This is a genomic window from Bacillus sp. Au-Bac7 (genome assembly GCF_021341655.1).
Taxonomy (GTDB): Bacteria; Bacillota; Bacilli; order Bacillales; family Cytobacillaceae; genus Niallia.
In genome coordinates, this window is the sequence record NZ_JAJTTG010000002.1 from 114,055 (window position 1) to 139,027 (window position 24,973).

At 34.8% G+C, this 24,973-nt stretch carries 21 protein-coding genes, 1 pseudogene and 1 riboswitch; of the genes and pseudogenes, 15 read left to right on the forward strand and 7 right to left on the reverse strand.

Annotated features, from left to right (window positions below; translation table 11 throughout):
• Nucleotides 1–437 precede the first annotated feature (437 nt).
• Genes LXM54_RS09070 through cydC form a run of 4 tightly spaced genes read left to right on the forward strand, consistent with a single transcriptional unit; the run spans nucleotide 438 to nucleotide 6,277 of the window.
• Nucleotides 438–1,790: a cytochrome ubiquinol oxidase subunit I gene (locus tag LXM54_RS09070; RefSeq protein ID WP_233314897.1), complete on the forward strand. Its 1,353-nt coding sequence runs from the start codon at nucleotides 438–440 to the stop codon at nucleotides 1,788–1,790.
• Nucleotides 1,787–2,800, forward strand: coding sequence for a cytochrome d ubiquinol oxidase subunit II (locus tag LXM54_RS09075; RefSeq protein ID WP_127739823.1), 1,014 nt, complete (start codon nucleotides 1,787–1,789; stop codon nucleotides 2,798–2,800). Before LXM54_RS09070 ends, LXM54_RS09075 begins: the two co-directional genes overlap by 4 nt.
• A gap of 28 nt (nucleotides 2,801–2,828) precedes the next feature.
• On the forward strand, nucleotides 2,829–4,562 hold the full coding sequence (gene cydD / locus LXM54_RS09080; protein ID WP_233314898.1) for a thiol reductant ABC exporter subunit CydD: 1,734 nt from the start codon (nucleotides 2,829–2,831) through the stop codon (nucleotides 4,560–4,562).
• Nucleotides 4,559–6,277, forward strand: coding sequence for a thiol reductant ABC exporter subunit CydC (gene cydC / locus LXM54_RS09085; RefSeq protein ID WP_233314899.1), 1,719 nt, complete (start codon nucleotides 4,559–4,561; stop codon nucleotides 6,275–6,277). The genes cydD and cydC overlap by 4 nt, the downstream gene beginning before the upstream one ends.
• Before the next feature lie 210 nt (nucleotides 6,278–6,487).
• Here the strand turns inward: cydC and LXM54_RS09090 are convergent, their stop codons facing one another.
• Complete coding sequence (locus tag LXM54_RS09090) at nucleotides 6,488–6,790, reverse strand: hypothetical protein (protein WP_233314900.1); 303 nt, start codon at nucleotides 6,788–6,790, stop codon at nucleotides 6,488–6,490.
• Between the two features lie 659 nt (nucleotides 6,791–7,449).
• Between LXM54_RS09090 and LXM54_RS09095 the strand changes: the two genes are divergently transcribed.
• The 4 genes from LXM54_RS09095 to LXM54_RS09110 all read left to right on the forward strand — a co-directional run bounded on the left by LXM54_RS09095 (nucleotide 7,450) and on the right by LXM54_RS09110 (nucleotide 12,365).
• Nucleotides 7,450–7,665 (forward strand): hypothetical protein, encoded by a 216-nt coding sequence (locus LXM54_RS09095; RefSeq protein WP_233314901.1) that lies wholly within the window; start codon nucleotides 7,450–7,452, stop codon nucleotides 7,663–7,665.
• Between the two features lie 780 nt (nucleotides 7,666–8,445).
• Nucleotides 8,446–8,751 (forward strand): hypothetical protein, encoded by a 306-nt coding sequence (locus tag LXM54_RS09100; RefSeq protein ID WP_233314902.1) that lies wholly within the window; start codon nucleotides 8,446–8,448, stop codon nucleotides 8,749–8,751.
• Between the two features lie 860 nt (nucleotides 8,752–9,611).
• A complete protein-coding gene (locus LXM54_RS09105; RefSeq protein ID WP_233314903.1) occupies nucleotides 9,612–10,421 on the forward strand; it encodes a class I SAM-dependent methyltransferase in 810 nt (269 codons plus the stop codon).
• 504 nt (nucleotides 10,422–10,925) lie between these two features.
• Entirely contained in the window at nucleotides 10,926–12,365 is a 1,440-nt protein-coding gene (locus tag LXM54_RS09110) for a glycoside hydrolase family 5 protein (RefSeq protein ID WP_233314904.1), read from the forward strand.
• Nucleotides 12,366–12,431: 66 nt separating this feature from the next.
• Here the strand turns inward: LXM54_RS09110 and LXM54_RS09115 are convergent.
• From LXM54_RS09115 to LXM54_RS09140, 6 genes and pseudogenes are all read right to left on the reverse strand, one after another.
• A pseudogene (locus tag LXM54_RS09115) lies at nucleotides 12,432–13,622 on the reverse strand (chromate transporter).
• Nucleotides 13,623–13,818: 196 nt separating this feature from the next.
• Nucleotides 13,819–14,775, reverse strand: a complete 957-nt coding sequence (locus LXM54_RS09120) for an MSCRAMM family adhesin SdrC (RefSeq protein ID WP_233314905.1) — start codon at nucleotides 14,773–14,775, stop codon at nucleotides 13,819–13,821.
• A gap of 26 nt (nucleotides 14,776–14,801) precedes the next feature.
• A riboswitch (cyclic di-GMP riboswitch) is annotated at nucleotides 14,802–14,888 on the reverse strand.
• Nucleotides 14,889–15,220: 332 nt separating this feature from the next.
• On the reverse strand, nucleotides 15,221–15,565 hold the full coding sequence (locus tag LXM54_RS09125; RefSeq protein WP_233314906.1) for a hypothetical protein: 345 nt from the start codon (nucleotides 15,563–15,565) through the stop codon (nucleotides 15,221–15,223).
• A 130-nt stretch (nucleotides 15,566–15,695) separates the two neighbouring features.
• Nucleotides 15,696–16,373, reverse strand: coding sequence for a VOC family protein (locus LXM54_RS09130; protein ID WP_233314907.1), 678 nt, complete (start codon nucleotides 16,371–16,373; stop codon nucleotides 15,696–15,698).
• 303 nt (nucleotides 16,374–16,676) lie between these two features.
• A complete protein-coding gene (locus tag LXM54_RS09135; RefSeq protein ID WP_233314908.1) occupies nucleotides 16,677–16,859 on the reverse strand; it encodes a DUF1272 domain-containing protein in 183 nt (60 codons plus the stop codon).
• Between the two features lie 63 nt (nucleotides 16,860–16,922).
• Complete coding sequence (locus LXM54_RS09140) at nucleotides 16,923–17,483, reverse strand: cysteine hydrolase family protein (RefSeq protein ID WP_233314909.1); 561 nt, start codon at nucleotides 17,481–17,483, stop codon at nucleotides 16,923–16,925.
• Between the two features lie 575 nt (nucleotides 17,484–18,058).
• Here LXM54_RS09140 and purB point away from each other — a divergent pair.
• From purB to LXM54_RS09175, 7 genes are all read left to right on the forward strand, one after another.
• Nucleotides 18,059–19,423, forward strand: coding sequence for an adenylosuccinate lyase (purB, locus tag LXM54_RS09145; protein ID WP_233314910.1), 1,365 nt, complete (start codon nucleotides 18,059–18,061; stop codon nucleotides 19,421–19,423).
• Nucleotides 19,416–19,928 (forward strand): GNAT family N-acetyltransferase, encoded by a 513-nt coding sequence (locus LXM54_RS09150; protein ID WP_282581469.1) that lies wholly within the window; start codon nucleotides 19,416–19,418, stop codon nucleotides 19,926–19,928. The genes purB and LXM54_RS09150 overlap by 8 nt, the downstream gene beginning before the upstream one ends.
• A 5-nt stretch (nucleotides 19,929–19,933) precedes the next feature.
• A complete protein-coding gene (locus LXM54_RS09155; protein ID WP_233315618.1) occupies nucleotides 19,934–20,719 on the forward strand; it encodes a transporter substrate-binding domain-containing protein in 786 nt (261 codons plus the stop codon).
• Between the two features lie 14 nt (nucleotides 20,720–20,733).
• The gene (locus LXM54_RS09160; RefSeq protein WP_233314911.1) at nucleotides 20,734–21,411 is read left to right on the forward strand and encodes an amino acid ABC transporter permease; all 678 of its coding nucleotides are present in this window, start codon (nucleotides 20,734–20,736) and stop codon (nucleotides 21,409–21,411) included.
• 12 nt (nucleotides 21,412–21,423) lie between these two features.
• Entirely contained in the window at nucleotides 21,424–22,164 is a 741-nt protein-coding gene (locus LXM54_RS09165; RefSeq protein WP_233314912.1) for an amino acid ABC transporter ATP-binding protein, read from the forward strand.
• Nucleotides 22,165–22,169: 5 nt separating this feature from the next.
• Nucleotides 22,170–23,309, forward strand: coding sequence for an amidohydrolase (locus tag LXM54_RS09170; protein WP_442780435.1), 1,140 nt, complete (start codon nucleotides 22,170–22,172; stop codon nucleotides 23,307–23,309).
• Nucleotides 23,310–23,489: 180 nt separating this feature from the next.
• Nucleotides 23,490–24,818, forward strand: a complete 1,329-nt coding sequence (locus LXM54_RS09175; protein WP_233314913.1) for an LLM class flavin-dependent oxidoreductase — start codon at nucleotides 23,490–23,492, stop codon at nucleotides 24,816–24,818.
• The last annotated feature ends 155 nt before the right edge of the window (nucleotides 24,819–24,973 follow it).

Here is a 24,973-nt window from a genome sequence, read left to right on the forward strand (position 1 = left end):
CTCCTGGCACCTTTCTATTAACATAATCCTCTATTGATTACATCACTATTTTCTTGCTTTTTTATCTATAATTCATTATAGAAATTAATTAACCCTTCTTCCACTAACTACACCGATAGTTAAAAAAGGAAAATCAACATTATTCTCTATCAGAACTTTAAATTAATAATTCGAAATAATATGTTATTTAAATATTGTCATTTGGGAAAAAAATCCTTCGAAAAATGGACATAAATTTTTATAGAAATCCATGTTAACATTATAAATATAGTGGAAATAGAAAAAGAAATACATATACTACGATGAATTAAAAAGGTGGATATGTGGTTTTTTAAATGAAAATGAAGGAATGATACATTTTATTGTGCAAAGAGTAACAAAGTATGCAATAACTTGTTCATTATTTCACATAAAATTACATTTTGAGGAGGGTGAAAATGGAGTTTGATACAGTTACGGTAAGCAGATTAATTACTGCTATGACTCTAATTTTTCATATTGTTTTTGCTACATTAGGTGTAGGAGTACCATTATTTATTTCTTTAGCTGAATTTATTGGAATTAAAAAGAAAGACAAACATTATGAATTATTAGCTAAACGCTGGTCCCGTGGTTTTGTAATATCTGTAGCTATAGGTGTGGTTACAGGGACGGCTATAGCCTTACAGCTATCGTTAGTATGGCCTAACTTTATGGAGCTTGCAGGTAATGTAATTGCATTGCCGCTGTTTATGGAAGTCTTTGCATTTTTCTTTGAAGCAATTTTCCTGGGGATTTATTTATATACTTGGGACCGATTTAAAGGGAAATATACACACTGGTTATTATCTTTACCTGTCATCATCGGTGCAGGTATGTCCGCAGTATTCATTAGTACAGTGAATTCATTTATGAATTCACCAGACGGATTTACAATGGTGAATGGTGAGTTTACTGCTGTAAATCCATTGCAAGCAATGTTAAACCCGTCAACTCCAACAAGAGTTTTTCACGTCTTAGGAGGTTCATATTTAACAGTTGCTGCAATTTTAGCTACCATTGCTGCGTTTGCACTATTAAAAAAGAAAGGTGCTGCAGAATATCATAAGAAAGCATTAAAAATGACTGTTATTTCTATGTTTGTGTTCTCTATGCTAACTGCATTAGGTGGAGATTTATCAGCAAAGTATCTAGCTAAGCACCAGTCAGAGAAATTAGCAGCTGCAGAGTGGCACTTTGAAACAGAGGGAAATGCCGATCTAGTTCTGTTTGGATGGTTAAATGAAGACAATGAAGTCGTTGGAGCTATTCGAGTCCCAGGTTTTCTAAGCTTTTTAGCTCATGGTGATTTTACGAGTGAGGTACTAGGACTTGAGGAAACCCCAGAAGGTGAGCGACCACCATTAATCATTCACTATTTGTTTGATTTGATGGTTATGATTGGCTTTTTCTTATTAGGAATTTCATTCCTATATCTAGTGTTAAGTAGATTTAAACGATGGGATGTCCATAACAAGTTTGTATTATGGTTACTCGCTTTAGGAGGCCCACTTGCGATGTTAGCAGTCGAATTTGGCTGGGTATTTGCAGAGCTGGGCAGACAGCCATGGATTTTAAGAGGATATATGACAGTGGAAGAGGCAGCAACTAAATCTCCCTATATTGTTCACATGTTTTTCTTATTTTTAGCACTATACTTAGTGCTTGGAACCCTATTTGTCCTTACATTAAGGAAATTATTTAAAGATAAGCCTGTGGAACTCGAATTAGAGAAATACTACCCTGAACTTAATAAGGGGGATAAAAAATGAGCTATGAAGTAATTGGGATTAGTGTATTATGGATATTTTTATATGGATATCTAATAGTGGCATCCATAGATTTCGGTGCAGGCTTTTTCGCTTACTATGCAAAAGTTACGAAACAAGATCACATTATCAATAAAATTATTTCACGTTATTTATCTCCAGTTTGGGAGGTAACAAATGTATTTTTAGTATTCTTTTTTGTTGGTATTGTTGGATTCTTTCCATCAACAGCCTATTACTATGGATCAGCATTACTTGTACCCGCAAGTTTTGCCATCATTTTGATAGCTATTCGCGGTTCCTTTTATGCTTTTGAAAATTATGGGTCAAAACAAAGTAATATTTATATGTTTCTATATGGTGCAACAGGGCTATTTATCCCAGCCTCTCTATCGGTTGCCTTAACGATTTCTGAGGGCGGATTCATTACAGAACAAAATGGACACGTATCATTAAAATACTTTGAGTTATTTACTAGTCCATTGGCTTGGAGCATTGTTGGTTTGGCTATTGTCTCTGTCCTGTTTATTAGTGCGAGCTTTATAACGTACTATGCATCAAGAGCAAATGATATACCGGCACTTCATTTAGTAAGAAAATGGGCACTTTTTTGGGCAACACCAACCATTATTATGGCACTTACAACCATGATAGCTTTAAGTCAGCGCAATCAGCAAAATTACGAAAATATGATTGATTTATGGTGGGTTTTTGGTCTATCGATGGCATTTTTCTTAATTGCGATTAGTCTATTGTATATTGGCAAGTATTATGGTGTTGCTTTTATAGCGATTATGCTGCAATTTCTTTTTGCCTTTTTTGGATACGGCATGGCCAAGTTTCCATATTTACTATATCCGCAAATCAGTATAGAAAATAGTGTTACAAATCCTTCGATGGGAATTGCACTTATTGTTGCATTTATAGCTGGACTGCTATTATTAGTTCCTTCCCTGATTTTGTTAATGCGTCTGTTCTTATTTGATGCAGATTACGCGAAGGGTAAAAAATAATGAGATTGAACAAAGGGCTGAATTGATTATGCAAAAATTAAAGCAGACCATCTGGTTATATAAAAAAAGAATTTTTCTTTTAATGGGATTAACATTAATACTTGGTATAGCCGTTATTACACAGGCTTTCGCAATGACGAATATAGTGGATGGTGTCTTCTTGAATCATCAAACCTTTTCAGCAGTTATACCATGGTTAATCCTATTATTATTCATACTATTGATTAGATCTAGTTCTGATTATCTAAGTAAACGTATCGGTGTTTCCATTGCGAGCGATGTAAAGAATGCTACGCGTAAAGAATTATTAACGAAATATGCTGGTAGCTCTATTCAGTTAGCAGAAAAAGGGCAAACAGGTAAAAAGGTTAGTATGCTGCTTGATGGTGTGGATGAGATGGATAGCTTTTATAGTCAATTTATTCCGCAAGTGATGCAGAGCACCTTTGTACCGATTTTAGTGCTAATAATCATTTTTACACAACATATCAATTCAGGTTTAATACTATTAGTTTCCGCTCCTTTTATTCCGATCTATATGATTATCATCGGAATTAAAACGCAAAAAAAATCAGAAGAGAAGTTAGAAAAACTAGCTTCTTTTTCTGGTAACTTTTTAGATGCATTAAAAGGGCTTGTTACGTTAAAGTTATTCGACCAAACAAAGCGTCAAAAAGACGAATTAGAAAAGAGTAGCTTAAGTTTTCGTGATACAACTCTTGATATATTAAAGATAGCTTTTACACAATCCTTTGCACTGGAACTTATCTCTATGCTAAGTATAGGAATTGTTGCACTGGAATTGGCTATACAGATGATTATTTATGAAAACATGTCATTCTTCACGGCCTTTTTAATTCTTATATTAGTTCCTGAGTTTTTTACTTCATTAAAAGAACTAGGAACAACATTCCATAATGGCAGAGCAAGTATGGGAGCGACGAAAAAAGTATTAGAAGAATTTGAGGAACAAGAAAACTTGTTGTTATGGGGAAAAGAAGAGCTGCAAAAGCAGGATGTTCCTCCAACTATATTCCTTGATCAAGTAGGATATACCTATCCTGTTGGGGACTTTCAATTAAAGCCGGTCACTGCTACGTTCTTGCCAAAACAAAAGATTGCCATAGTTGGTGCAAGTGGAACAGGGAAATCTACTTTACTTAACATATTGGCAGGAATGATAACTCCAGATCATGGGTCAGTTAAAATTAATAGTAGAGAGCTGACTAACTATACAGAAGCTTCCTGGTTAAATCAGATCTCTTACATTTCACAACACCCTTATATTTTTTCTGGTACGATAGCTGAAAATATATCAATGGGGATTACAGATAAGGTAGACGAAACAGCTATAGAAGAGGCTGCAAGATTGGCTGGGCTTTTACCACTTATAAAATCTTTAGAAAAAGGGTTTCAAACAGAAATAGGGGAAGCAGGCAGGGGATTATCCAGCGGCGAGAAACAAAGGGTATCCATTGCCAGAGCCTTTCTGAAAAAACCGAATATAGTTTTACTTGATGAGCCAACACGAGGACTTGATCTTGCTACGGAAAGTATCTTGCAGCAATCGATTGAAATGCTAAGTGAAAAGGCGACTGTTATAACGGTAGCACATCGATTGCATACCATTAAAAATGCAGATCAGATTCTTTATCTAGAGAATGGGCAGTTACAAGCAACTGGTACGCATGAATACTTGGTTGAGAATATCCCAGCATATAAAAAAATTGTTACCATTCAAAAAGGGGGGGCTAAACAATGAGCGCTTTGCTAAAAGTAATTAAACTAGTTTTAATAGAGAAAAAAGATATCGTTATTGCGGTTATCTGTGGCTTTATTGCTGGAATTAGTAGTGTAGGTTTATTTGCAGCAAGTGGTTATCTTATTTCTAAATCGGCCTTAACCCCTCCCTTTTATACATTAATTGTATTAACATCAACTGTAAAATTATTAGGTCTAGTTAAAGCAGGGGCAAAATACGGAGAGCGTCTTTATTCCCACAGAGCAACATTTACCATTTTAAGTAATTTGCGAGTGGCTTTTTTTGAAAAATTAACTCCACTTGTTCCAAATGTTTTTCAAAAGTATAGAAGTGGAGATTTACTAGCACGTGTAGTTGGAGACGTAGAAAGTTTACAAAATTTCTTTCTGAGAGTTTTTTACCCACCAATGGTGTTATTACTTGTTTTTATTAGTACCATTTTCTTTGCTAGCTTCTATTCAATGGAGATTGCTGTAATCCTTTTAATTGGATTTTTATTGACCACCGTCCTTATTCCAGCGCTATTTACCTTAAGACAAGTGAAGATTAATGGCAAAGTTAGAAATGAACGTGGTGAATTATCCACATATATAACAGAAATGATGTTTGGCTTTCGTGATTTAAAGTTATTTCAACAATTACAAACAAAACAAAATCATTTAATAAGTCAATCAGAAGCCTATATTGCTCAACAAAAAGCTGAAAATATAAATAAAATATCCAGTCAATCGTTTAATGGATTTATTACCTTTGTAGTCAGCTGGTTTGTCTTAGGCTTTGGAGCATATTTAGTTACGAATGGTACATTAGAAGGGATATTTTTGGCAATGCTAGTCATGGTTTCCCTTACTGTCTTTGAGCCTGCAGCACCAATGGCCGTCTTTCCAATCTATATGCAAGAAAGCAGTGATGCATCCAAGCGTTTATATGATGTAGTAGAAGACCCAGACATACAGGTTAATGAGACTAAGGCGACTATATTTAAATTACCGGATAATGCCCCAACACTACACTTTAAAGAAATCCAGTTTACACACCAAGGCGATTGGCGGACAACAATCCCTAATCTTTCATTAACGATACCATCTAAATCGAAAGTAGCAATTGTAGGTGCAAGTGGTTCTGGAAAATCCACATTACTGCAAATTGCCTTAAAGTTACTACAAGTTCAAAACGGTAAAGTATTCTGGGATAAACAAGATACAGCAAGTATTGCAGGCGAAGCAATCTGGGAACAAGCAAAGGTAGTGTTGCAGGAAAATCATTTCTTTTATGGTACCATCCGAGAAAATCTAAAATTAGCTGGAGCTGAACTTACAGATGATCAGTTGAAAGCTGCCTTAACTAACGTAAATCTTGAACAATTTTCATTAGATCAGCAAGTATTAGAAAACGGTGAAAATCTTTCAGGAGGAGAAAAACAGCGATTAGCCATTGCTAGAGCTTTCCTAAAGAAAGGACATCTGTGGTTATTAGATGAGCCCACTTCATCATTAGATGCACTGACAGAACAAAGTATTTATCAGCGACTTTTCGAATATGCAAAAGAGGATACTTTAATACTAATCAGTCATAGGCTGCAAGGATTAGACAGAATGGATCTAATTATTGTAATGGACCAAGGAAATATTATAGAATCCGGTTCCTATCAAGAGCTTATGAACAAACAAGGATACTTCTATGAAATGAAAACATTAGAAGAAAGTTTACTATAAAAAAGTATAAAAGTTAATATTAATACAGAGAACCTTGTGAAGAAATGTACTTAAATAATCTGAATTCCAATAAATCCAGCTGTGAATAGCTGGATTTTTTTATAATAAGCTGGATTATATTCTTGTTGGTAAAGGAGCTTACTTATAAGTGAAATTGTTTGTAAGGATTTACCCATAAATAAGCACAAAAAAGCCTCCAAGTAGAGACTTTTATGGTCCTCCTATCCCATATGCTACTAACAGCAAAAAAGTAAACAAAGATAACAGTACAAAAAAGATGGAATTAGAAATAATACTGAAAACCATGATTGGCTTATCTTTCGTTTTTATTCCTAATATCATTGCTACTATAAACCCAATGTCGATTATAAAATATAGGGTTATACTAACCAGCATATGTACATTGGGAAAGTATCGAAAAACAGAGAACACTATAAATGCTAAAACAAGTAAAGTAACAGTAAGTGCAATTGGGTTAAAACCTTTTCTAATTTCCTGAGTCTGTTCACTCATATTTTTTTACACCTCCTTAGATACCTAAAAAATGGGTTGCAGTACAGTCTAATCACCTTTTTAATACTATTACGGTTCTGAAATTCCATTTGCCAATGCTAAAAGAAATGTAATGATTGACATTATCACAATTAAAACAGGACTTGATACTATGCTAACAACAAACAGGGCAGAGTTTATCCTGTTTTTAAAAGATAAAATAAAGGCTACAATGCTTCCGGCAATAACTATTAAATAGCAAATTACCACTTTATCTAAACTAAATGTATTAGGATGATGTCTAGAAATATACAACACTACAATTACAGCAATAAATGCATGCACTAATTATAATGGATACAAAATTATTTTGTTTTTCCTTCCTTAGAACAGTCATTTAATCACCTATGAGTAATTTTATCAAATTATTGTAATTTTTACCAAATAAAACGATGTATTCTAAATGTTAAAAAATGGTATAAAAGGAGGCTGAGGTGATTATGGCTAAACCCTATAATGATTAGAGAAGATTATAAAAGAGTGACTATGCTTTTGAAAAGGCAGGGGCCTGTCCTTGTGAAACAATCTGTGTAGGATAGTTTAATAGTGAAACTTTAAAAATTCTCATACGTATTTAAAAATACAGCAAATGCTGTGTAAATGAAAGGGATGGTTTTACTATGTTATGGATTTTTTCTCAGGATAAACAAAGTTTGATAAGTGTAAAAGAGGTTACTGTAGAAGGAAAAAAAATAGTAGGCAGTTCAAATGAATGGAATAAAGCTTTAGGGAAGTATGAATCTAATGAAAGAGCATTAGAAATTCTTCATGAGATATTTACGAAAATACAAGAAAGCAATGATATTTCTGTGACATACACTATGCCTATAAAATAAAAGTTGATTTTTTATGGTAGCAGGGCACTAATCCAAGAAGGATTAATGCCTTGTTTTTTTATGTCTTTTCTGAAGCTGCAAATGAATGGTTAGCGTAAGCGTAATTCTTCACAACAAAAAATCAGCAAGAATTGGATAAGTGGCGTATCCATAATGAAAAAGGGATATTATCCTATATTAGGTGAAGCCTTCATTAACAGACCTTCTTAAAGGTGTTCCATGATCCTAGGACACCTATTTTATTTTTGTGAAGAAGAAGAGGATTTCCCATGAGGCCTAAGTTTTAAGAGTTAAGGTGTTTATAATTGAGGGAGATTAGTGCAATAAGAATGTCAATAAATTTAAGTATCTAAACGAAGCAGTTTAGAGATATAATAAACACACATACAAACAAAAGGGAATTTACTCAAATATTAGGATGAAGAGAAAAAAATGACTACTCCGGATCTATATTCAAAGTTAGTTTTAGCACCTACATACATACTTGTATTAATAATATCAATTCTTTATCTGTTATTAAATTTTAAGAAAAAAGGGTTCTTTGCATTTACGTTTAAAATATATGCGATATTTATTTTAGGTAATTACGTATTAGCACTTTATTTTCGTTTTTTTAGTTAAGTAAAAAAATTCACTAACCACCTTATTTGGTGGTTTTTTCATGTTATAAATGAGATTGAGTAAAAAATATATATAAAACATCCCTAATCGCTAATACTTATGTTATTATTAGTGTAATATTATACTTTTATATAAAAATTACACAAGGGGAAAAGTTTAATGCAAAAGAGTCACTTAGTTTTATGGCTGTTAATAATTACTGCAACAGCATTAGGAGTATATGGACAATCACTAGCCTATTTTCTTGAGGGGATAATTAATACGACAGATAGCATTTATTACTTAACTATAATTACTGTAATTAGCATAAGTATATGCTTAGTTACTCCCGTAATAGGATTTTGGATGATAAAATTAAAAAAAGTTGAAAAAAAATACAGTCTTTTATACATTTTTGTTTTTGGAACAGTAGGAACCTTTGTATCAATGTGGTCATTATTTGTTTGTGCAATGTGGTGGGGGTAATTTATGTATTGCTAAGGTGCATTCATATACATATTGTCATCTCTTAAGGTGTTGGTGTTGCCCTTATTATAGAACTATCTGGCTGTAATAAGTGAAGAGGGCCATCTATAACAGTAGAACAAGGAACATAACAACCACTTACAATAGATTGATAAGTCTGGTACAATAGTGGTGCTTATTTTACCAACTGTTTTATTGTAATAGTTTTGATTCATGGAGAGTGTAGTAATGAAAAGGTTCTTAACAGCCACACTATCTGTTGTTTTATTTGCAGTATTATATTCTTGTATTTTCTATGCACCTGATTTTGGTTTCTTTTGGTCCATTTTATTACTTTATAGGAATACCGGTATCACTACTTATAGATGTTGGCATGGATAACATAGTAATAGAATCAAAAAAGGTAAGATATTTTCTCGTTTTGGGAATGTATTCAGTAGCTGGTATTCTTGCTGGTGTTCTATTTTTAATTATAGGGTCTCACTCTTTCCTTATTAAAGATGCCATTATATTTTCAATAATAGGAATCATTGCATCAAATATTTATTTTCATTTATCATTGTTGTTATCAAAAGTAAATTTAAAACCAATATGAATTTTACATGGAGACAGCTACTATTATGTGGCTGTTTTTTATGTAATTAGGGATTATTCCTTTTAATGATGAAAGTAAAAAACAGACACTTGTGAAAAAATGCACTGCTGTTTTACTTAAAAGAATAAGCTTAAATTTCTTGTGAAACCTCATCCATTCCATTCTGGAATTAAATTGGCACTTATAATTTATTAGAGTACTTAATAATAATTGATAAAATAAAAGCAGTGGAATTAACATTTAGTTGGTGGGAAGGGGAAGTTATATGGATACAAAGATGGCGCGAAATAGGGCTGTGTTATCAGGAAAGTTAACTAATGTTCTAGATTCTAGAACGTTAGCAAACTCTCACAAAAGGCTTAAGGAAATACTGACTGAAGGTATGACAATTCTCGATGTGGGCTGTGGCACAGGATCAATAACATATGGAATTGCAGAAGAAGTGGGTCCTAATGGTCGCGTGGTAGGGATCGATAGCAATCCGAATCTAATAAAAAAAGCCCGTCAAGCTTATGGCGAAACACCAGGATTGTTCTTTGAAACAGGTGATATCTATAATCTCCCCTATGATCAAGAATTTGACATCGTTACTGCATCAAGGGTTTTAATTTGGTTATCGGAACCATTAAAAGCATTAAAAAAACTGACTTCTGCTACTAAAATAGGAGGTCGTCTAATCATTGTGGATTACAATCATGAGAAAATTAATTGGCAGCCACAGCCGCCCTCAAGTATGCTTGCCTTCTACTCTGCCTATTTGAAATGGCGTTCGGAAGCAGGTATGGACAATTCGATTGCCGATAATCTCCCCAATATGTTTCAGAAAATAGGAATTGGAGAAATTACCATAACTCCCCAACACGAGCTAACAACGAAACCTCATCCTGAATTCCAAACTCGCATTGGAATTTGGGCAGATACTGCTTCAAGCAGAGGAGTTCAAATGGTAAGAGACGGTTTCATAACGGAAAAAGATTACCTAAGGGCAGAAAATGAATATCGAGAATGGATGGTTAGGGATGCTGAATCATTAATGATGTATATGTTAGCTGTTGAAGGGAAGCGGCTCAAATAAATTAACCTCATTCTGAATCTTTAAAAGAGCTGCATTTATTTGCAGTTCTTTTTATCAGGAAAATGGCAGCATTCTTGTAATATCGGATAAAAAAAGTAGAGCATTCCTTTAATGATGGGGAATGATTTTTTTATGAGATTAAATGACAGGCTGGTTTAAGTAAATTAATTAACAAAGTAAGTAATTTAGTTGATTAGCTGCATAGTAGAAAAACACCAGTGATAAGATTCATATAATTTTTATATTACACAGATCTAAACGCCTAAATGGATAGCCTTCAGACTCTTTAGGTCTTATTATTCATTTGGGAAAAATTGATGGAAATAAATTGTTTAATTATGAATTAATGTTATTATTACTTTATAATTACTTAATCGATAAATTAATAATTAGAATAAATTGCTTTACTCTTATGCTTTTAACTCTTACTTTTTTATAGAAAGGAGGTATATGTAAAAAAAGAAAGAGTTAAAATAAAAATTTTAAAATATTGGGGGATTGGTTGTGAAAAAATTATCAAGTTTTATTCTAATTTTACTGTTAGTTACTTCTGCTTTGTTTATTACTGATTCAAAAGCAAGTGCTGCTTCGGGATTTTATGTAAGCGGTACCACTTTATATGATGCTACGGGTAAACCGTTTATTATGAGAGGTGTAAATCATGCTCATTCTTGGTTTAAAGAAGATTCAGCAGCTGCTATTCCAGCAATAGCAGCAACTGGAGCAAACACAGTAAGAATTGTTTTATCTGATGGTGGACAATACACCAAAGATGATATTAATACTGTTAAAAGCCTTTTGTCATTGGCAGAAAAAAATAAACTGATTGCAATTCTGGAAGTTCATGACGCAACAGGAAAAGACGATGTGGAATCTTTAAATCGTGCAGTCGATTATTGGATCAGCTTAAAAGACACATTGATAGGCAAAGAAGATAAAGTGATAATAAACATTGCGAATGAATGGTATGGTACTTGGGATGGTGCGGCATGGGCAGCTGGTTATAAACAAGCTATTCCAAAGTTACGGAATGCAGGCTTAAATCATACTCTAATAATTGATTCTGCTGGATGGGGACAATACCCAGCTTCCATTCATAATTATGGAAAAGAGGTATTTAATGCGGATCCATTGAAGAATACAATGTTCTCCATACATATGTATGAGTACGCTGGTGGGGATGCAGCAACTGTTAAGTCAAATATTGATGGTGTCTTAAACCAAGGATTAGCTTTAATAATAGGAGAGTTCGGACAAAAACATACAAATGGAGATGTAGATGAAACAACCATCATGAGTTATTCACAGCAAAAAAATGTCGGTTGGCTTGCATGGTCTTGGAAAGGAAATAGCACTGATTGGAGCTATCTGGATTTAAGCAACGATTGGTCTGGTAACAGTTTAACTGATTGGGGTAATACGGTTGTTAATGGGGCAAATGGGTTAAAAGCCACTTCAAAACTAAGCGGAGTATTCGGTAGCTCAGCAGGAACAAATAATATATTGTATGATTTTGAAAGCGGTAATCAAAACTGGACTGGATCAAATATCGCGGGTGGACCTTGGCCTACAACAGAATGGGCAGCAGGAGGCAAACAGTCATTAAAAGCTGATGTCCAACTATCTTCAAATTCCATCCATTATTTATCCCTATCTCAAAGTTTGAACTTTAGTGGGAAATCTAAGTTGAAAGCTACTGTTAAACATGCAAACTGGGGAAATGTCGGCAATGGAATAAGTGCAAAACTATATGTTAAAACGGGTGGAGACTGGAAATGGTTCGATAATGGAGCAGCAAAAATATCTTCTGATACGTCTCTAACACTTGATTTAACTACTATCTCTAATATCAATGACATTAAAGAGGTGGGTGTTCAGTTTACAAGTTCAGCTAACATTAGTGGTCAAACATCGCTTTATCTAGACAATGTAACAACTCAATAAATGTTAGAGCTAATCCTTACAACAGTGAAGGATTAGCTTTTTATAGCAGCACTTAGTGAGCAATAGTTATACAATAAGAGAGCCGCCGATTGCCCCAGTAATAACTATTACCCATGGAGGAACTTTCCAATATACTAGCAGACTAAACAGTATTGCTGCCAAAGCAAAATCACGGGGAGAAAGTATGGAGCTAGTCCATATTGGATCATAAAAGGCTGCAATTAAAATCCCCACAACTGCGGCATTTACACCCATTAGGGCGCCGTTTATTTTTGGATTACGCCGTAATAAATCCCAAAATGGTAAGAACCCCACTATGAGCAAGAAACCCGGCAGGAAAATTGCAAATGTAGCGAATAAACCACCTTGCCATCCATATATAACAGTCCCGAGATATGCAGCAAAAGTAAATAATGGACCAGGAACAGCTTGGGCAGCACCATATCCTGCTGAAAATTCACCTTTATTTAACCAACCAGCAGGGATAAGTTCATTTTGAAGTTATGGCAAAACAACATGTCCACCACCAAAGACTAATGATCCTGAACGGTAAAAACTATCAAATATGGCTATCCAATTCGATGAGGTTATTTCTCTTAACAAAGGTAAAAGAAACAGTAAACTAAAAAAAACAATCAAACAACAAATGGAGAGCCATTTAGAAATGGGAAACTGTAGTTTTGTATTATAGTTGTTATCTGGATGGCTTCTATATAAAAGAAAGCCGATAATCGCTGATAGGAGTATAACGCCTATTTGAGTAAATACAGATTGCCAGATTAGTGTTCCAACTAATGAAAGTAAAGCAATTGTTTTTCTCTTTAAATCTGGGGTTAAACTTTTTGCCATTCCTAATATAGCTTGAGCAACAACTGCGACTGCGACAATTTTTAGACCATGTATCCAGTCAGCTTCACCCACAAACCTTCCTCGGAGAAGTAAAGCAAAAATTATTAATGCTAAAACAGAGGGAAGTGTAAAACCAATAAACGAAACAATACCTCCAAGAATGCCTCCCCGTAAAACACCAATGCCAATTCCAACTTGACTGCTAGCTGGTCCGGGTAAGAACTGACATAAAGCTACTAAGTCAGCATAACTTTTTTCATCCATCCATTTTCTTTTACGGATATATTCATTATGAAAGTAGCCAAGGTGAGCAATAGGTCCCCCAAAAGAAGTAAATCCAAGTTTACTAGAAACCAATAGGATTTCTAAAAGAGATTTAAATCCCTTATAATGTTTGCTATTCTTCATTTGCTCTCTCTTTTCAATCTGAATTTATAAGCAAAAGTGTAACAGTTTAGGAATTTTATACAATAGTATACAAAGTAAATTAACAATATCTTAACTTTTGAATTTAATTTATCAGCCTTAGACTAGTATTACAGGATACTCACTTGCTATAAACAAAAAGGCATATACTGGATATCAGCATATGCCTTTTTTATTATTAATCTAAATCCTCTGTCTCATCGATTGAGCTGTCTGTAGAAGCATCACCGCTAGTGTCAACCGCTGCATATTCTTGCTCTACCTTCAGTTCTTGTCCGTTTGCAAATTCTGCTTTAATACTGATTTTAATAAAGGATTGTAATCCTGTAATTTCTTTAATTTTATTAATAAGTTCTTCATCAGTTGCAGTATGTGTCAAACCAGTCGTAAATTGTGAGAAGAAAGTATTTGCATTTGGAATGCCGATATTATCCTTTACCATTAACTTAGATTTTTTGCCAAGCTTGAATTGAATCTTAAACTCTTTGTCGTTTTCATTCAATAACACAACTTTTAGCTCGTCCAATTCATAACTGTTGCGTATACCATCTTTATCTAAGTCTTCATCAGCATCTTTGATTCCGTCATTGTCACTGTCTTTATCTTTAGGATTATATCCAAGGTCAAATTCAATGCTATTAGTTAATTTATCCTTATCTGTATCTTCATTTCCGTCATTAAGTCCATCTTTGTCTGTATCTACTAATGTTAAGCTAGTACCCACGTAGATTTCCTCTTTGTTTGTGAGATTGTCACCATCTTCATCTTCTTGTGAATCAATGATTCGATCATTATCTGTATCTGCTTTAAATGGATTGAGCTTCCATTTAACTTCTAGACCGTTTATAAGTCCATCTTTATCCTTATCTTCGTTGCTGTCAGAAATCTTATCCCCATCAGTATCCTTTTTAATTGGATTTGAGTTAAGCTGGTATTCGAGCACGTTAGATAATCCATCTTTATCAGGATCTTTTTTAGCTGCTGCTTTTCCATTCCCAAGCTTGTATTTCTTTTGCCAGTCATCTGCTATCCCGTTTTTATCTTTATCGACAACTGTACTTTTCTTTGCCTCAGTTTGTAACCCTTGAGAAAAAATCAAGGACGTTGCCAAAACACCAATTGCTAACTTTTTCATTTCTCATTCACTCCTTACTTATTGTGAACGGCAGCTGGCTGACATAGCTTGGCATCACCTTAGTCCCTATAGCTTTGCGCCCCTAATTTTCATTAGGTTTGCCCCGTTTAATGTGAGTATACAAAGGGTGTCGAATTTTGTCATTATTTATTTTTTCGAAATATATTACCTTGTTAAAGGGGCTGTTTTTTGGTTTTTGTTAGTACAAATTTTTATATAGGAATCGGTTCCTATATGATTAGTGAAAGTACATTTTCTTAAATTAAAAGAGGGTGGCTATTAACTGCTATCCTTAAATCGCTGTTCCAAAAATCCTTTGAGAATAAAAAAAATGGCTAAGGCATGATGAAAGAATTGGATAATAGAAACGCACGTCAAGAAGATATATTTAAGCAGAAAAAACAATCAGGCTGTTTGCGCTGATTGTTTCCAATTTATTTGTGCATTATTTATTTATCCTTAATTTGGTTACTACTTTATTATTGATATGATTATTTTCGACTTTTTCTTTTACCCATAAACAAACATCAAATTTTTTATCTTCTACAAATTCATCCTTTAACTGCTTCATACTAGAAATATCACCATTAAATACTGTATTATCATCGAGTAAAACCTCATACGATTCATAGGAAGCTTCAGGATTAACATCTTCTTCTCCTACAATGATACTTTGATCACCTACTGCAAGAATGACTCCTTGAAAATCAGCATTGGAATGATTAGTTTTACTGCAGCCAATTAAAAACAATACGATAGTAGCTGCAATAAAAAGAGGTGGTTTTTTCATTCTGTCCCTCCCGTATTATTAACAATTTAATCTCTAATATTTATGGGGGTTTTTAGCTAACTCAAGTTAGATTTAGAAGACCATTTTAATGCAACAAACTACTTCCTTAATATCGTATTAATATGAAGCGTTATTCTTTTATTAGAAATTCATTCTTTGTATTAACTATTAATATTTTATTATTATCTAATACTATTTCCAGTGGGAAAATAGCCGAATATTTTTCTGAAAAAAGCCATTTTCTATCTGGTTGAGCTAATATAACAAATATCCCTTTATGTTTTTTCCCCATAAAGTTTAAATATTTATCACTAATTGAATTATTATCTCGTTCAAAAATCCCGTTATTAATCATTTTTTGGCCAGTTTGCATTACATCTTCAACGACAAGACCAATTTCAGAAATATTAAGGATACTTTCTGGAGTAAATGGAAGGTTACTATTGGAGTTTATCCCATATCTTGCAATAAATTCAACTATATTACCAGAAGGATCATAGAAATAAAATGCATGGGCAGGTAGATGAGAGAAATCAACTTCATCTTCTCCATTTTCAGTTAATAAATTTAATCTCTCCTTAGTCCATTGTTTCGCTTCGCTAAATTTATTAGCGGGAATATTAAATGCAAAATGATAAAATGGGTTATTCGAAGCACTCTGATTAGTAAACGTTAATTTGCTTGAGCCTACCATTATTTGAAAATTATTGTCATCCTCATCAACTAAAGTAAAACCAAGCGTTTTAGTATAGAACATCTTTGTTTCTACTAAATTATTTGAGTGTAAAGTTAATGATTTGATTTCCATTGTTTTTTCCTTTCTCTAATTATTTAAAATAAAGATACCACATACTGGAATAATTTAGAATTTTAAGAACTTGAAAGTTTTAGTTATTGAAAAGGAGGATAGAAATGAACTTAATCAAGCGAGGGTAATCTAAAAAGGTGTAGCCGTGTATGTTATTAGTGCAACATGGTTCAAAGAGGGGAGAGGAGTACAATGTACCAAAAGCTAGAAAGGCTCCCATATACACGACTAATAAAAAATAAGAATCAGTTTATGTTCAAAAAAATAAGCAGAGAAAAATCTCTGCTTATCCAGGAAAGATGATTATCTATTTAATTGTTTTCTAGGTCTTCTAACTAGTTCTCCGCCACAGTTTGGGCAAATTTGTTTCATATTTTCTGTACAAGGTTCGCAAAATGTACATTCGTGAACACAAATATAAGCAATTGAGCTTTCCGCTAATAAAGAAGTACAGCGTTCACATTCTTTTCTCATTTCCAAAGCCATTATTATATTCCTCGCTTTTCAATTGTTTTAGATAAACATGCTTCTGCACTTAAACTCGTTTTACTATTCTCTGTAAGAATCATGTGATGGTGTATACAAGTCTTCCACTGAATTCCTGACAATTGAAAAGTGATCAACATTGTAATGGCCATGAAGAGTATCATTATGGTGATTTATAATTTGTTCTGCACGTAAAAAATCATTGTCTGTTGTTGAATGGGCGTCGCCTACTAATGTAACGTCAAAGCCATTGACAGTGGCTGTTCTAACGGCTGTATCTATGCAATGCTGTGTTTTACAACCAGCAATAACGATATGTTTTATGTTTTGTGATTTCAGATGCTTCAAAAGATTTGTCCCATGAAAGGGATTCGTTGCAGTCTTATCAAAGAAGATTGGATCAGAAGGCATATTAATTTCATTGTGAACTTGAAATCCGCTCCCTACACCTCCTGCAACTTCTGAATCTCTTACAAATAATACGGAGACATTTGCTTCTGCCGCCTTTTTGATTAATAAATTTATATTTTTAATCAGTTGTTCTTTATTAAAAACTACTCCTTCTTCTTGATTGCCATCAATTATTTCTTGCTGGGCATCGATGATTAGCAATGTTTGGTTCAAATTATTTTCCCCTTTCAGAATTTGGGAAAACGCTAAGTAGTTAGATTACTTAATCGTAATCCCTCGATAGATTTTTACGTAAATATTTTTTTTGTTAGTCATAATACCTACCTCCTACATTTTTTTATCAAAAGTATCTGAATTATCAGATGTTTAAATTGTAACATAATTATTTTCATGATAGGCTAAGTTGTAGAAGATAAATAATGAATTTTTCCTTTTATAATAGAAGCTTGGAAAAATATAAAAAGATTTTAATAGATGATTTGATAAAGCAAGATATTATAACCTATAGAATTAACTAATAGGCAACTATGCTTGGGTTGGTAACGGCTTTAGCAACTTGCTTGTTTTAGGTTATAAACTAACAGATTGGCAGTTTCTAGTAGTTAATTAGAAGCTGTTTCCATTTTAAATCGTTTCCAATTTATATGTACATTTTCAATTTTAAATAAATTGTTGCAAGTTAAAAACACTATGTTATAATTCACACTATAAACATAGGAATTATATATTTTATGAGTTAAAGGACTAACTGGTATATTCTGGATTTCAACATGGGAGTGTTAACAAAAATGGGTTCACATGTTTTAGACTTAAAAATGTTGCAAAATAACTTTAGTACAGAGGAAATGCGTGCTGTATGGAATGATGAAAATAGATTACAGAAAATTCTTGATGTTGAAGCTGGATTAGCGTTGGCGGAAAGTGAACTAGGAGTTATTCCCGAAAAAGCGGGAAGTGTAATAAAAGATGCTGCAAAAATAGAAAACTTCGAAATTGACAAAATAGCAGCAGAGGCTGCGAAGCTAAAACATTCATTAATGGCAACTGTTAATCACTTGCAATCACTTTCTGGTGAGTATGGTGAATTTGTTCATTATGGAGTAACTACTCAGGATGTAACGGACACAGGTATGATTCTTCAGTTGAAAGAAGCAAATCACATACTTAAACGAGATATTAAGAAAGTAGCGGAGCTTTTAATTGGATTAGCTTCTACCTATAAAGATACGCCAATGCCTGGAAGAACACACGGAATGCAAGGATTACCAACAACGTTCGGCTTTAAGATGGCAGTAGTATTAAGTGAGTTTGAACGTCATTTAGAAAGATTACAGGCTGTTGAAACGAGAGTCTTTACTGGTGTGCTAGCAGGAGGGGTCGGAACCTACGCAGCATTAGGCAGTATTGGTCCTAAAGTAGAAGCAAGAGCATTAGAAATTCTAGAATTGGATACCCCAGATATTTGTTGGCATTCCTCTCGTGATAGAGTTTCTGAATATGGTTCTGTACTTGGTTTGATAAGTGGATCTCTAGGGAAGTTAGGGAATGAATTTTATAATTTAATGCGTACAGAAATTGATGAGGTAGAGGAGCCATTTAAAACAGGAAATGTTGGCTCAACTACAATGCCTCATAAACGCAACCCGGCTATTTTTGAAGGTATCGCAAGCTTAACGAAACCTATTTTGCATAGTGTTGCATTGCTCCATGAATCATTAGTGATGGAGCATGAGCGAGATGCAATGAGCTGGAGAAGTGAATGGATTGCTTTACCTGAAATTTGCTTATATCTTTCTTCTCAGTTGAAAAGCACAATCACTGTTCTTGAAGGATTAGTAGTAAAACCTGAAAATATGATGAGAAACTTGGAAATGCAAGGTGGTCTTGTCCTGTCAGAACGTGTCATGTTTGCATTATCTGAAAAGGTTGGGAAGCAAACTGCTCATCACCTTGTGTATCAAATCTCTATGGAGTCAGTCGAACAAAAAGTCCCATTTAAAGAACTTCTGTCAGCAAATGAGAAAGTAGGCTCGGTGCTGTCGAAAGAACAGATTAATCAGCTGCTAGATCCAAGTCAGTATACTGGTCTTGCAAGCCAAAAGGTAGATGAGGTTATTCAATCTATTAAGAATGGAGGGTTATTAGTTGAGTAATTTGACCTTTCATCAAGCTACTAATAAGGATATCAAAGCATTACTAGATTTATCACTACGCGGTTATGCTTCCATCCGTGAGCTTGGCATTAATTTTGCAGCAGCCACTGCTGATGAGCAGTTAGTAGAAAAAAATGTCAATGAAAATATATGTTTTTATATGAAGGATGGCGACGAGATGGTAGCGACTGCTTCTATCCGTATGCCATGGAGCAGCCATCATGGGCCATATGAAATACCGCATATTTGGTGGGTTGCTGTTGCTCCTGAGTTTAAACGCAAGGGTTATGCATCAAAACTCTTAGATTTCATTGAAAATGATTACTTGCGAGACACGCTTCATTGTCCTTCTGTTTCATTAGGCACAGCAAAGGAGCATCCTTGGCTTGCAGACATGTATCTAAAGCGTGGCTATGAAAAGGTTGGAGAGTCCGATTTAGGTAAAGGACATGTAACAATCTATTTAGAAAAACTATTATTAGCAAAAACATATAAGAAAAGGTAGGAGACATCATGAAAAAGAAATTACTTGTAGTTATTACTATGGCAGTTATGTTGTTATTAGCAGCTTGCGGAAGTGGAAATGAAGAATCAGGGGATAGCAAAAAGAAAGTTCTTCGTGCAGGATCAACGGCACAAAGTTATCCGAACGGCTATGAAGAAGATGGTAAATTAATTGGATTTGACGTAGAAGTATTTGAAAAGATTGCTGCAAACTTAGGCTATGATGTGGAGTGGGTTAAAACGGACTTCGCAGGTTTAATGGGACAATTAGAAACAGGGAAAATTGATACTGTTGCAAACTTCGTTGCTGTAACGGAAGAAAGAAAAGCAAAATATAATTTCTCTGAGCCATATGCTTATGCTGGGGCTACAATTGTTACAAACAAGGACAATGATTTTGATAGTTTAGATGATTTAAAAGGGAAAACAGTTTCTGGCGTTTTAGGCTCTAATAATGTTGTAAATCTAGAAAATTTTGATCCTGAAATTATCGCAAAAACTTATGAAACACGCGATGGCGCAATGAATGACGCAATCAACAATCGTGTCGATGGCTATGTTAACTCAAAATCATCTTTAATTGCTGAGATTGATAAAGGCGATCTACCATTGAAGTTTGTTGGTGACCCATTTGTGTACGAAGATGTTTCTTTCCCATTCGCAAAAACAGAAGATGGTGAGAAATTAGCAGAAGCATTTAATGCAGAAATTAAGAAATTACGTGAGGATGGAACATTAGCAGAACTATCTAAAAAATACTTTGCCGGTGAAGACATCACAGTTAAGGAATAATTTGGAGGAACAAAATGAATCTTGAACTCGATTTTGGTTACTTTATAGAAATTTTTCCGGCGCTATTGAAATTAATACCATTCACCTTATTTCTTGCTGTCATATCCATGTTCTTTTCTGTTATTGGCGGCTTAATACTTGCTTTGATTACTAGGTCGAATATACCTGTTTTAAAGCAGCTTGCAACCATTTATATTTCATTTTTCCGTGCAATTCCAACATTAGTACAGCTGTTTTTAATCTATTACGGATTGCCGCAAATCTTCCCAGCTCTAACTGGAATGACCGCAGTTACAGCAGCTATTTTGGGACTCAGCTTAAAGCAATCGGCGTTTTTAGCGGAAATTTTCCGAGCAGCATTAAACTCTGTCGATAAAGGGCAAGTAGAGGCTTGTTTATCTGTTGGAATGACGAGGGCACAAGCTTTGCGCAGGGTCGTATTACCACAAGCAACTCGTAATGCGATTCCAGCGAGCAGCAACGTTTTTATTGGTCTAATTAAAGAGACTTCCCTAGCTTTTACATTAGGTATCGTTGAATTATTTGCACAAGGAAAGATATTAGCAGCAAGCTCCTTAAAATTCTTTGAAACATACTTAGCATTGGCATTGCTTTATTGGATTCTAATTATAATAGTTACTTTAATCCAACAAGTAATCGAAAAGCGAATGGAAAAACCGTATATCAGTTAAAGGAGTCTTACCATGATATCTGTAAAAAACTTGAAAAAGAGTTTCGGTAAAAATACCGTTTTAAATGGTGTTGATTTACACGTCGATCGTGGCGATGTATTGGCCATTATTGGACCGTCTGGATCAGGGAAATCAACATTACTACGCTGCTTAAATTTATTAGAAGTACCAGATGAAGGGACTATCCATATTGGAGAAACAAATGTAGATGTAGCTAAAATGGGACGAAAAGACGTCCATAATTTGCGACAGGAAACAGCGATGGTTTTCCAAAACTATAATTTGTTTAAAAATAAAACAGCTTTGCAAAATGTAACGGAAGCACTAATTGTTGCCAAGAAAATGGATAAGCAAGAGGCAGAGAAAATTGGTAAAGAGCTGTTAATAAAGGTAGGGCTTGAGGATAAATTCCATCAATATCCGTCTACATTATCTGGCGGTCAGCAGCAGCGTGTCGGGATTGCCCGTGCGCTTGCTGTAAACCCGAATGCCATTCTGTTTGATGAACCAACATCTGCCCTTGACCCTGAATGGGTTTCTGAAGTACTTCAAGTTATTAAAAATATTGCTAAGCAAAACACGACAATGATTATTGTTACACATGAAATGAAATTTGCTGAAGAAGTAGCAAACCGTGTCATCTTCATGGCAGACGGAAATATTGTCGAGGAAAATGATCCAAAGGAATTATTCCATAATCCAAAAAATCCACGAACGAAACAATTTTTAAAAACACTGGAAAGAGATGAATAATAATCATGAAAATGTCTCATGAACTATTAGAAGACTTAATTGGAAAAAGAAGATATTTACATGAAAATCCAGAGCTTGCTTTTGAAGAATTTAATACAACTGCTCATATTAAAAAGTGGTTACAAGAACACAATATATCCATTCTACCTCTTGATTTAGAAACAGGTGTTGTGGCGGAAGTTAAGGGTGCGTTTGCTGGACCGACTATTGCAATCCGCTCAGACATTGATGCCTTGCCAATTAAAGAAGAAACAAAGGTACCGTTTAAATCGAAAACAGACGGAAAAATGCATGCATGTGGTCATGATTTCCATACTGTTTCCATATTAGGAGCGGCGATTCTTTTGAATGAGCAGAAGGATAACCTGCACGGAACAGTGAGATTTATTTTCCAAGCAGCAGAGGAAGTTGCCCAAGGCGCGAAGCTTGCTGTCGAAAAAGGAGCATTAGAAGGAGTTTCTTCTATTTTCGGAATGCATAATAAACCGGATTTGCCAGTAGGTACTATTGGTGTAAAATCAGGGGGATTAATGGCAAGTGTCGATAAATTTAAGATTAATTTCCATGGTGTAGGCGGGCATGCGGGTATTCCTCATAACGCGATTGATCCTATTGTTATTGCTAGTCAATATGTAACCTCTGTCCAAACTATTATTGCTAGAAGACTGAATTTGTTTGATAATGCGGTCATTAGTATTACAAGTATCCATGGAGGAAACACATGGAATGTCATTCCTGACGTTGTAATGCTTGAAGGGACAGTTCGGACATTCCAGCCTGAAGCACGAGCAGCGATTCCTGGTCTAATGAAAAACTTAGCAGAATCGATTGCTCAAGGAAATGGCGGTTCTGTTGAGTTTATTTGGGATGATTATTTACCAGTAGTTAATAATGATGCCAACTTGGAGGAAATTGTTCGCGCTACTGCTGACGAAGCTGGCTATAATGTTGTCGATGCTGTGCCTAGTGCCGGTGGAGAGGACTTTGCGTTTTATCAAACATACATTCCAGGCTTTTTTGTTTGGATGGGTGTAGATGGACCGCAGGAATGGCATCATCCACAATTTGATTTAAAGGAAGACGCGATTAAAGTTGCGTCTGAGTATTTTGCTAATCTAGCAGTAAATGTATTGAATAAGAAATAATGATGTCGGCTAACTGTTTTGAACAGGACGGTTTTTGAATAAAAGTAAATGCTTCGCAAGCGTAAACGACGAATTTATGTTTGCGAAGTACTGTTCTTCTAGTTATGATCTTTCTTCTGCAGATAGAAGAAGGATTTTATTTTTGTCAAAAGGGTTAAAAAGCAAAGGAGGAAAATCAACATGAACGAACAACCAAAAAAGGTGAAATTAGGTTTGTTTCTAGCTGGAACAGGTCACCATGTTGCTTCATGGAGACATCCACATGCTGTACCGAATGCATCTATGAATCTAACATATTTTAAAGATATCGCACAGACTGCAGAAAAAGGGTTATTTGACCTATTATTTTTAGCAGATAGCTTGTCTGTTGATGAAAATTCACATCCAAACATTCTAACTAGATTTGAGCCAATGACGTTGTTAGCCTATTTAGCGTCCGTAACTAGCCGTATAGGCTTAGTTGCAACAGCATCCACTACATATGAAGAACCTTTTCATGTTGCTCGAAAGTTTGCATCATTGGATCATATAAGCGCAGGACGTGCAGGTTGGAATGTTGTTACGACATCACTAGCTTCCACTGCAGAAAACTTCAATAAGACAGAGCATTTAGAACACAGTGCCCGCTATAGAAGAGCAACAGAGTTTATGGAAGTATCCAAGAAGCTATGGGATTCGTGGGAAGAAGACACATTAGTGATTGATAAAGAGTCAGGACAGTTTATTGATACAAGCAAGTTTCATCAAATCAACCATCAAGGTGAATTCTTCTCTGTTAGAGGGCCGCTAAATGTATCAAGATCGCCTCAAGGTCATCCAGTCATTGTACAAGCAGGGTCATCAGGTGATGGTCAGCGATTCGCAGCTAAATATGCGGAGATTGTCTTTACTGCTCAAGCAAATAAAGAGGATGCAATTACCTTTTACAATGACCTAAAAGGTCAAATGGAGATTTTCAACCGAAAGAAAAGCGATGTAAGTATTATGCCAGGATTAATGCCTATAGTAGGAGCGACGGAAGCAGAAGCCCAAGAAAAATATGAAGCATTGCAAGAGTTGATCATACCTAAAGCTGGACTTGCTATTTTAGGCAGATACTTCGGCGACATAGACTTTGCAGGCATTCCGCTCGATACAGAATTTACAGATATCAAACTTCCAGAGACTGTTAATGCTATCCAAAGCAAGCATGAAATGATACTAAAGAAAGCAAAAGAAGAAAACTGGACATTACGTCAGACTTATCAGTGGGTAGCAGGTTCGCGGGGACATCATATAGCCATTGGAACCCCAACTCAAATTGCTGATAAGATGGAAGAATGGGTTAGAGACGGTGCTGCTGATGGATTCAATATCATGCCTGCGCTTTTGCCAGATTCACTAACAGACTTTGTTACCTATGTCATTCCTGAACTGCAAGCTAGAGGAATCTATCGAACGGCGTATGAAAGTAATACATTACGAGGGAATTTAGGATTAGGGCTGCCGGTAAATTCATACTCAGAATAAGTTATTATCGAATACTTCAAGTAATTATTGAGATAAGGATTAAGAGGATTCTAGGGTGACTGTTAAGAAATTGAATATATATGATAGTAGTTTATTGAAACTCATGCCAGGTTACTTGGTGTGGGTTTAATTTTTATTGAAAGAGGGATTAGTCT

What these genes read in the sequence shown, in the direction of transcription:
- LXM54_RS09070 (WP_233314897.1), top strand. Translation starts at nt 438, where the DNA reads ATGGAGTTTGATACAGTTACGGTAAGCAGATTAATTACTGCTATGACT.
- LXM54_RS09075 (WP_127739823.1), top strand. Translation starts at nt 1,787, where the DNA reads ATGAGCTATGAAGTAATTGGGATTAGTGTATTATGGATATTTTTATAT.
- cydD (WP_233314898.1), top strand. Translation starts at nt 2,829, where the DNA reads ATGCAAAAATTAAAGCAGACCATCTGGTTATATAAAAAAAGAATTTTT.
- cydC (WP_233314899.1), top strand. Translation starts at nt 4,559, where the DNA reads ATGAGCGCTTTGCTAAAAGTAATTAAACTAGTTTTAATAGAGAAAAAA.
- LXM54_RS09090 (WP_233314900.1), bottom strand. Translation starts at nt 6,790, where the DNA reads ATGAGTGAACAGACTCAGGAAATTAGAAAAGGTTTTAACCCAATTGCA.
- LXM54_RS09095 (WP_233314901.1), top strand. Translation starts at nt 7,450, where the DNA reads ATGTTATGGATTTTTTCTCAGGATAAACAAAGTTTGATAAGTGTAAAA.
- LXM54_RS09100 (WP_233314902.1), top strand. Translation starts at nt 8,446, where the DNA reads ATGCAAAAGAGTCACTTAGTTTTATGGCTGTTAATAATTACTGCAACA.
- LXM54_RS09105 (WP_233314903.1), top strand. Translation starts at nt 9,612, where the DNA reads ATGGATACAAAGATGGCGCGAAATAGGGCTGTGTTATCAGGAAAGTTA.
- LXM54_RS09120 (WP_233314905.1), bottom strand. Translation starts at nt 14,775, where the DNA reads ATGAAAAAGTTAGCAATTGGTGTTTTGGCAACGTCCTTGATTTTTTCT.
- LXM54_RS09125 (WP_233314906.1), bottom strand. Translation starts at nt 15,565, where the DNA reads ATGAAAAAACCACCTCTTTTTATTGCAGCTACTATCGTATTGTTTTTA.
- LXM54_RS09130 (WP_233314907.1), bottom strand. Translation starts at nt 16,373, where the DNA reads ATGGAAATCAAATCATTAACTTTACACTCAAATAATTTAGTAGAAACA.
- LXM54_RS09135 (WP_233314908.1), bottom strand. Translation starts at nt 16,859, where the DNA reads ATGGCTTTGGAAATGAGAAAAGAATGTGAACGCTGTACTTCTTTATTA.
- purB (WP_233314910.1), top strand. Translation starts at nt 18,059, where the DNA reads ATGGGTTCACATGTTTTAGACTTAAAAATGTTGCAAAATAACTTTAGT.
- LXM54_RS09160 (WP_233314911.1), top strand. Translation starts at nt 20,734, where the DNA reads ATGAATCTTGAACTCGATTTTGGTTACTTTATAGAAATTTTTCCGGCG.
- LXM54_RS09165 (WP_233314912.1), top strand. Translation starts at nt 21,424, where the DNA reads ATGATATCTGTAAAAAACTTGAAAAAGAGTTTCGGTAAAAATACCGTT.
- LXM54_RS09170 (WP_442780435.1), top strand. Translation starts at nt 22,170, where the DNA reads ATGAAAATGTCTCATGAACTATTAGAAGACTTAATTGGAAAAAGAAGA.
- LXM54_RS09175 (WP_233314913.1), top strand. Translation starts at nt 23,490, where the DNA reads ATGAACGAACAACCAAAAAAGGTGAAATTAGGTTTGTTTCTAGCTGGA.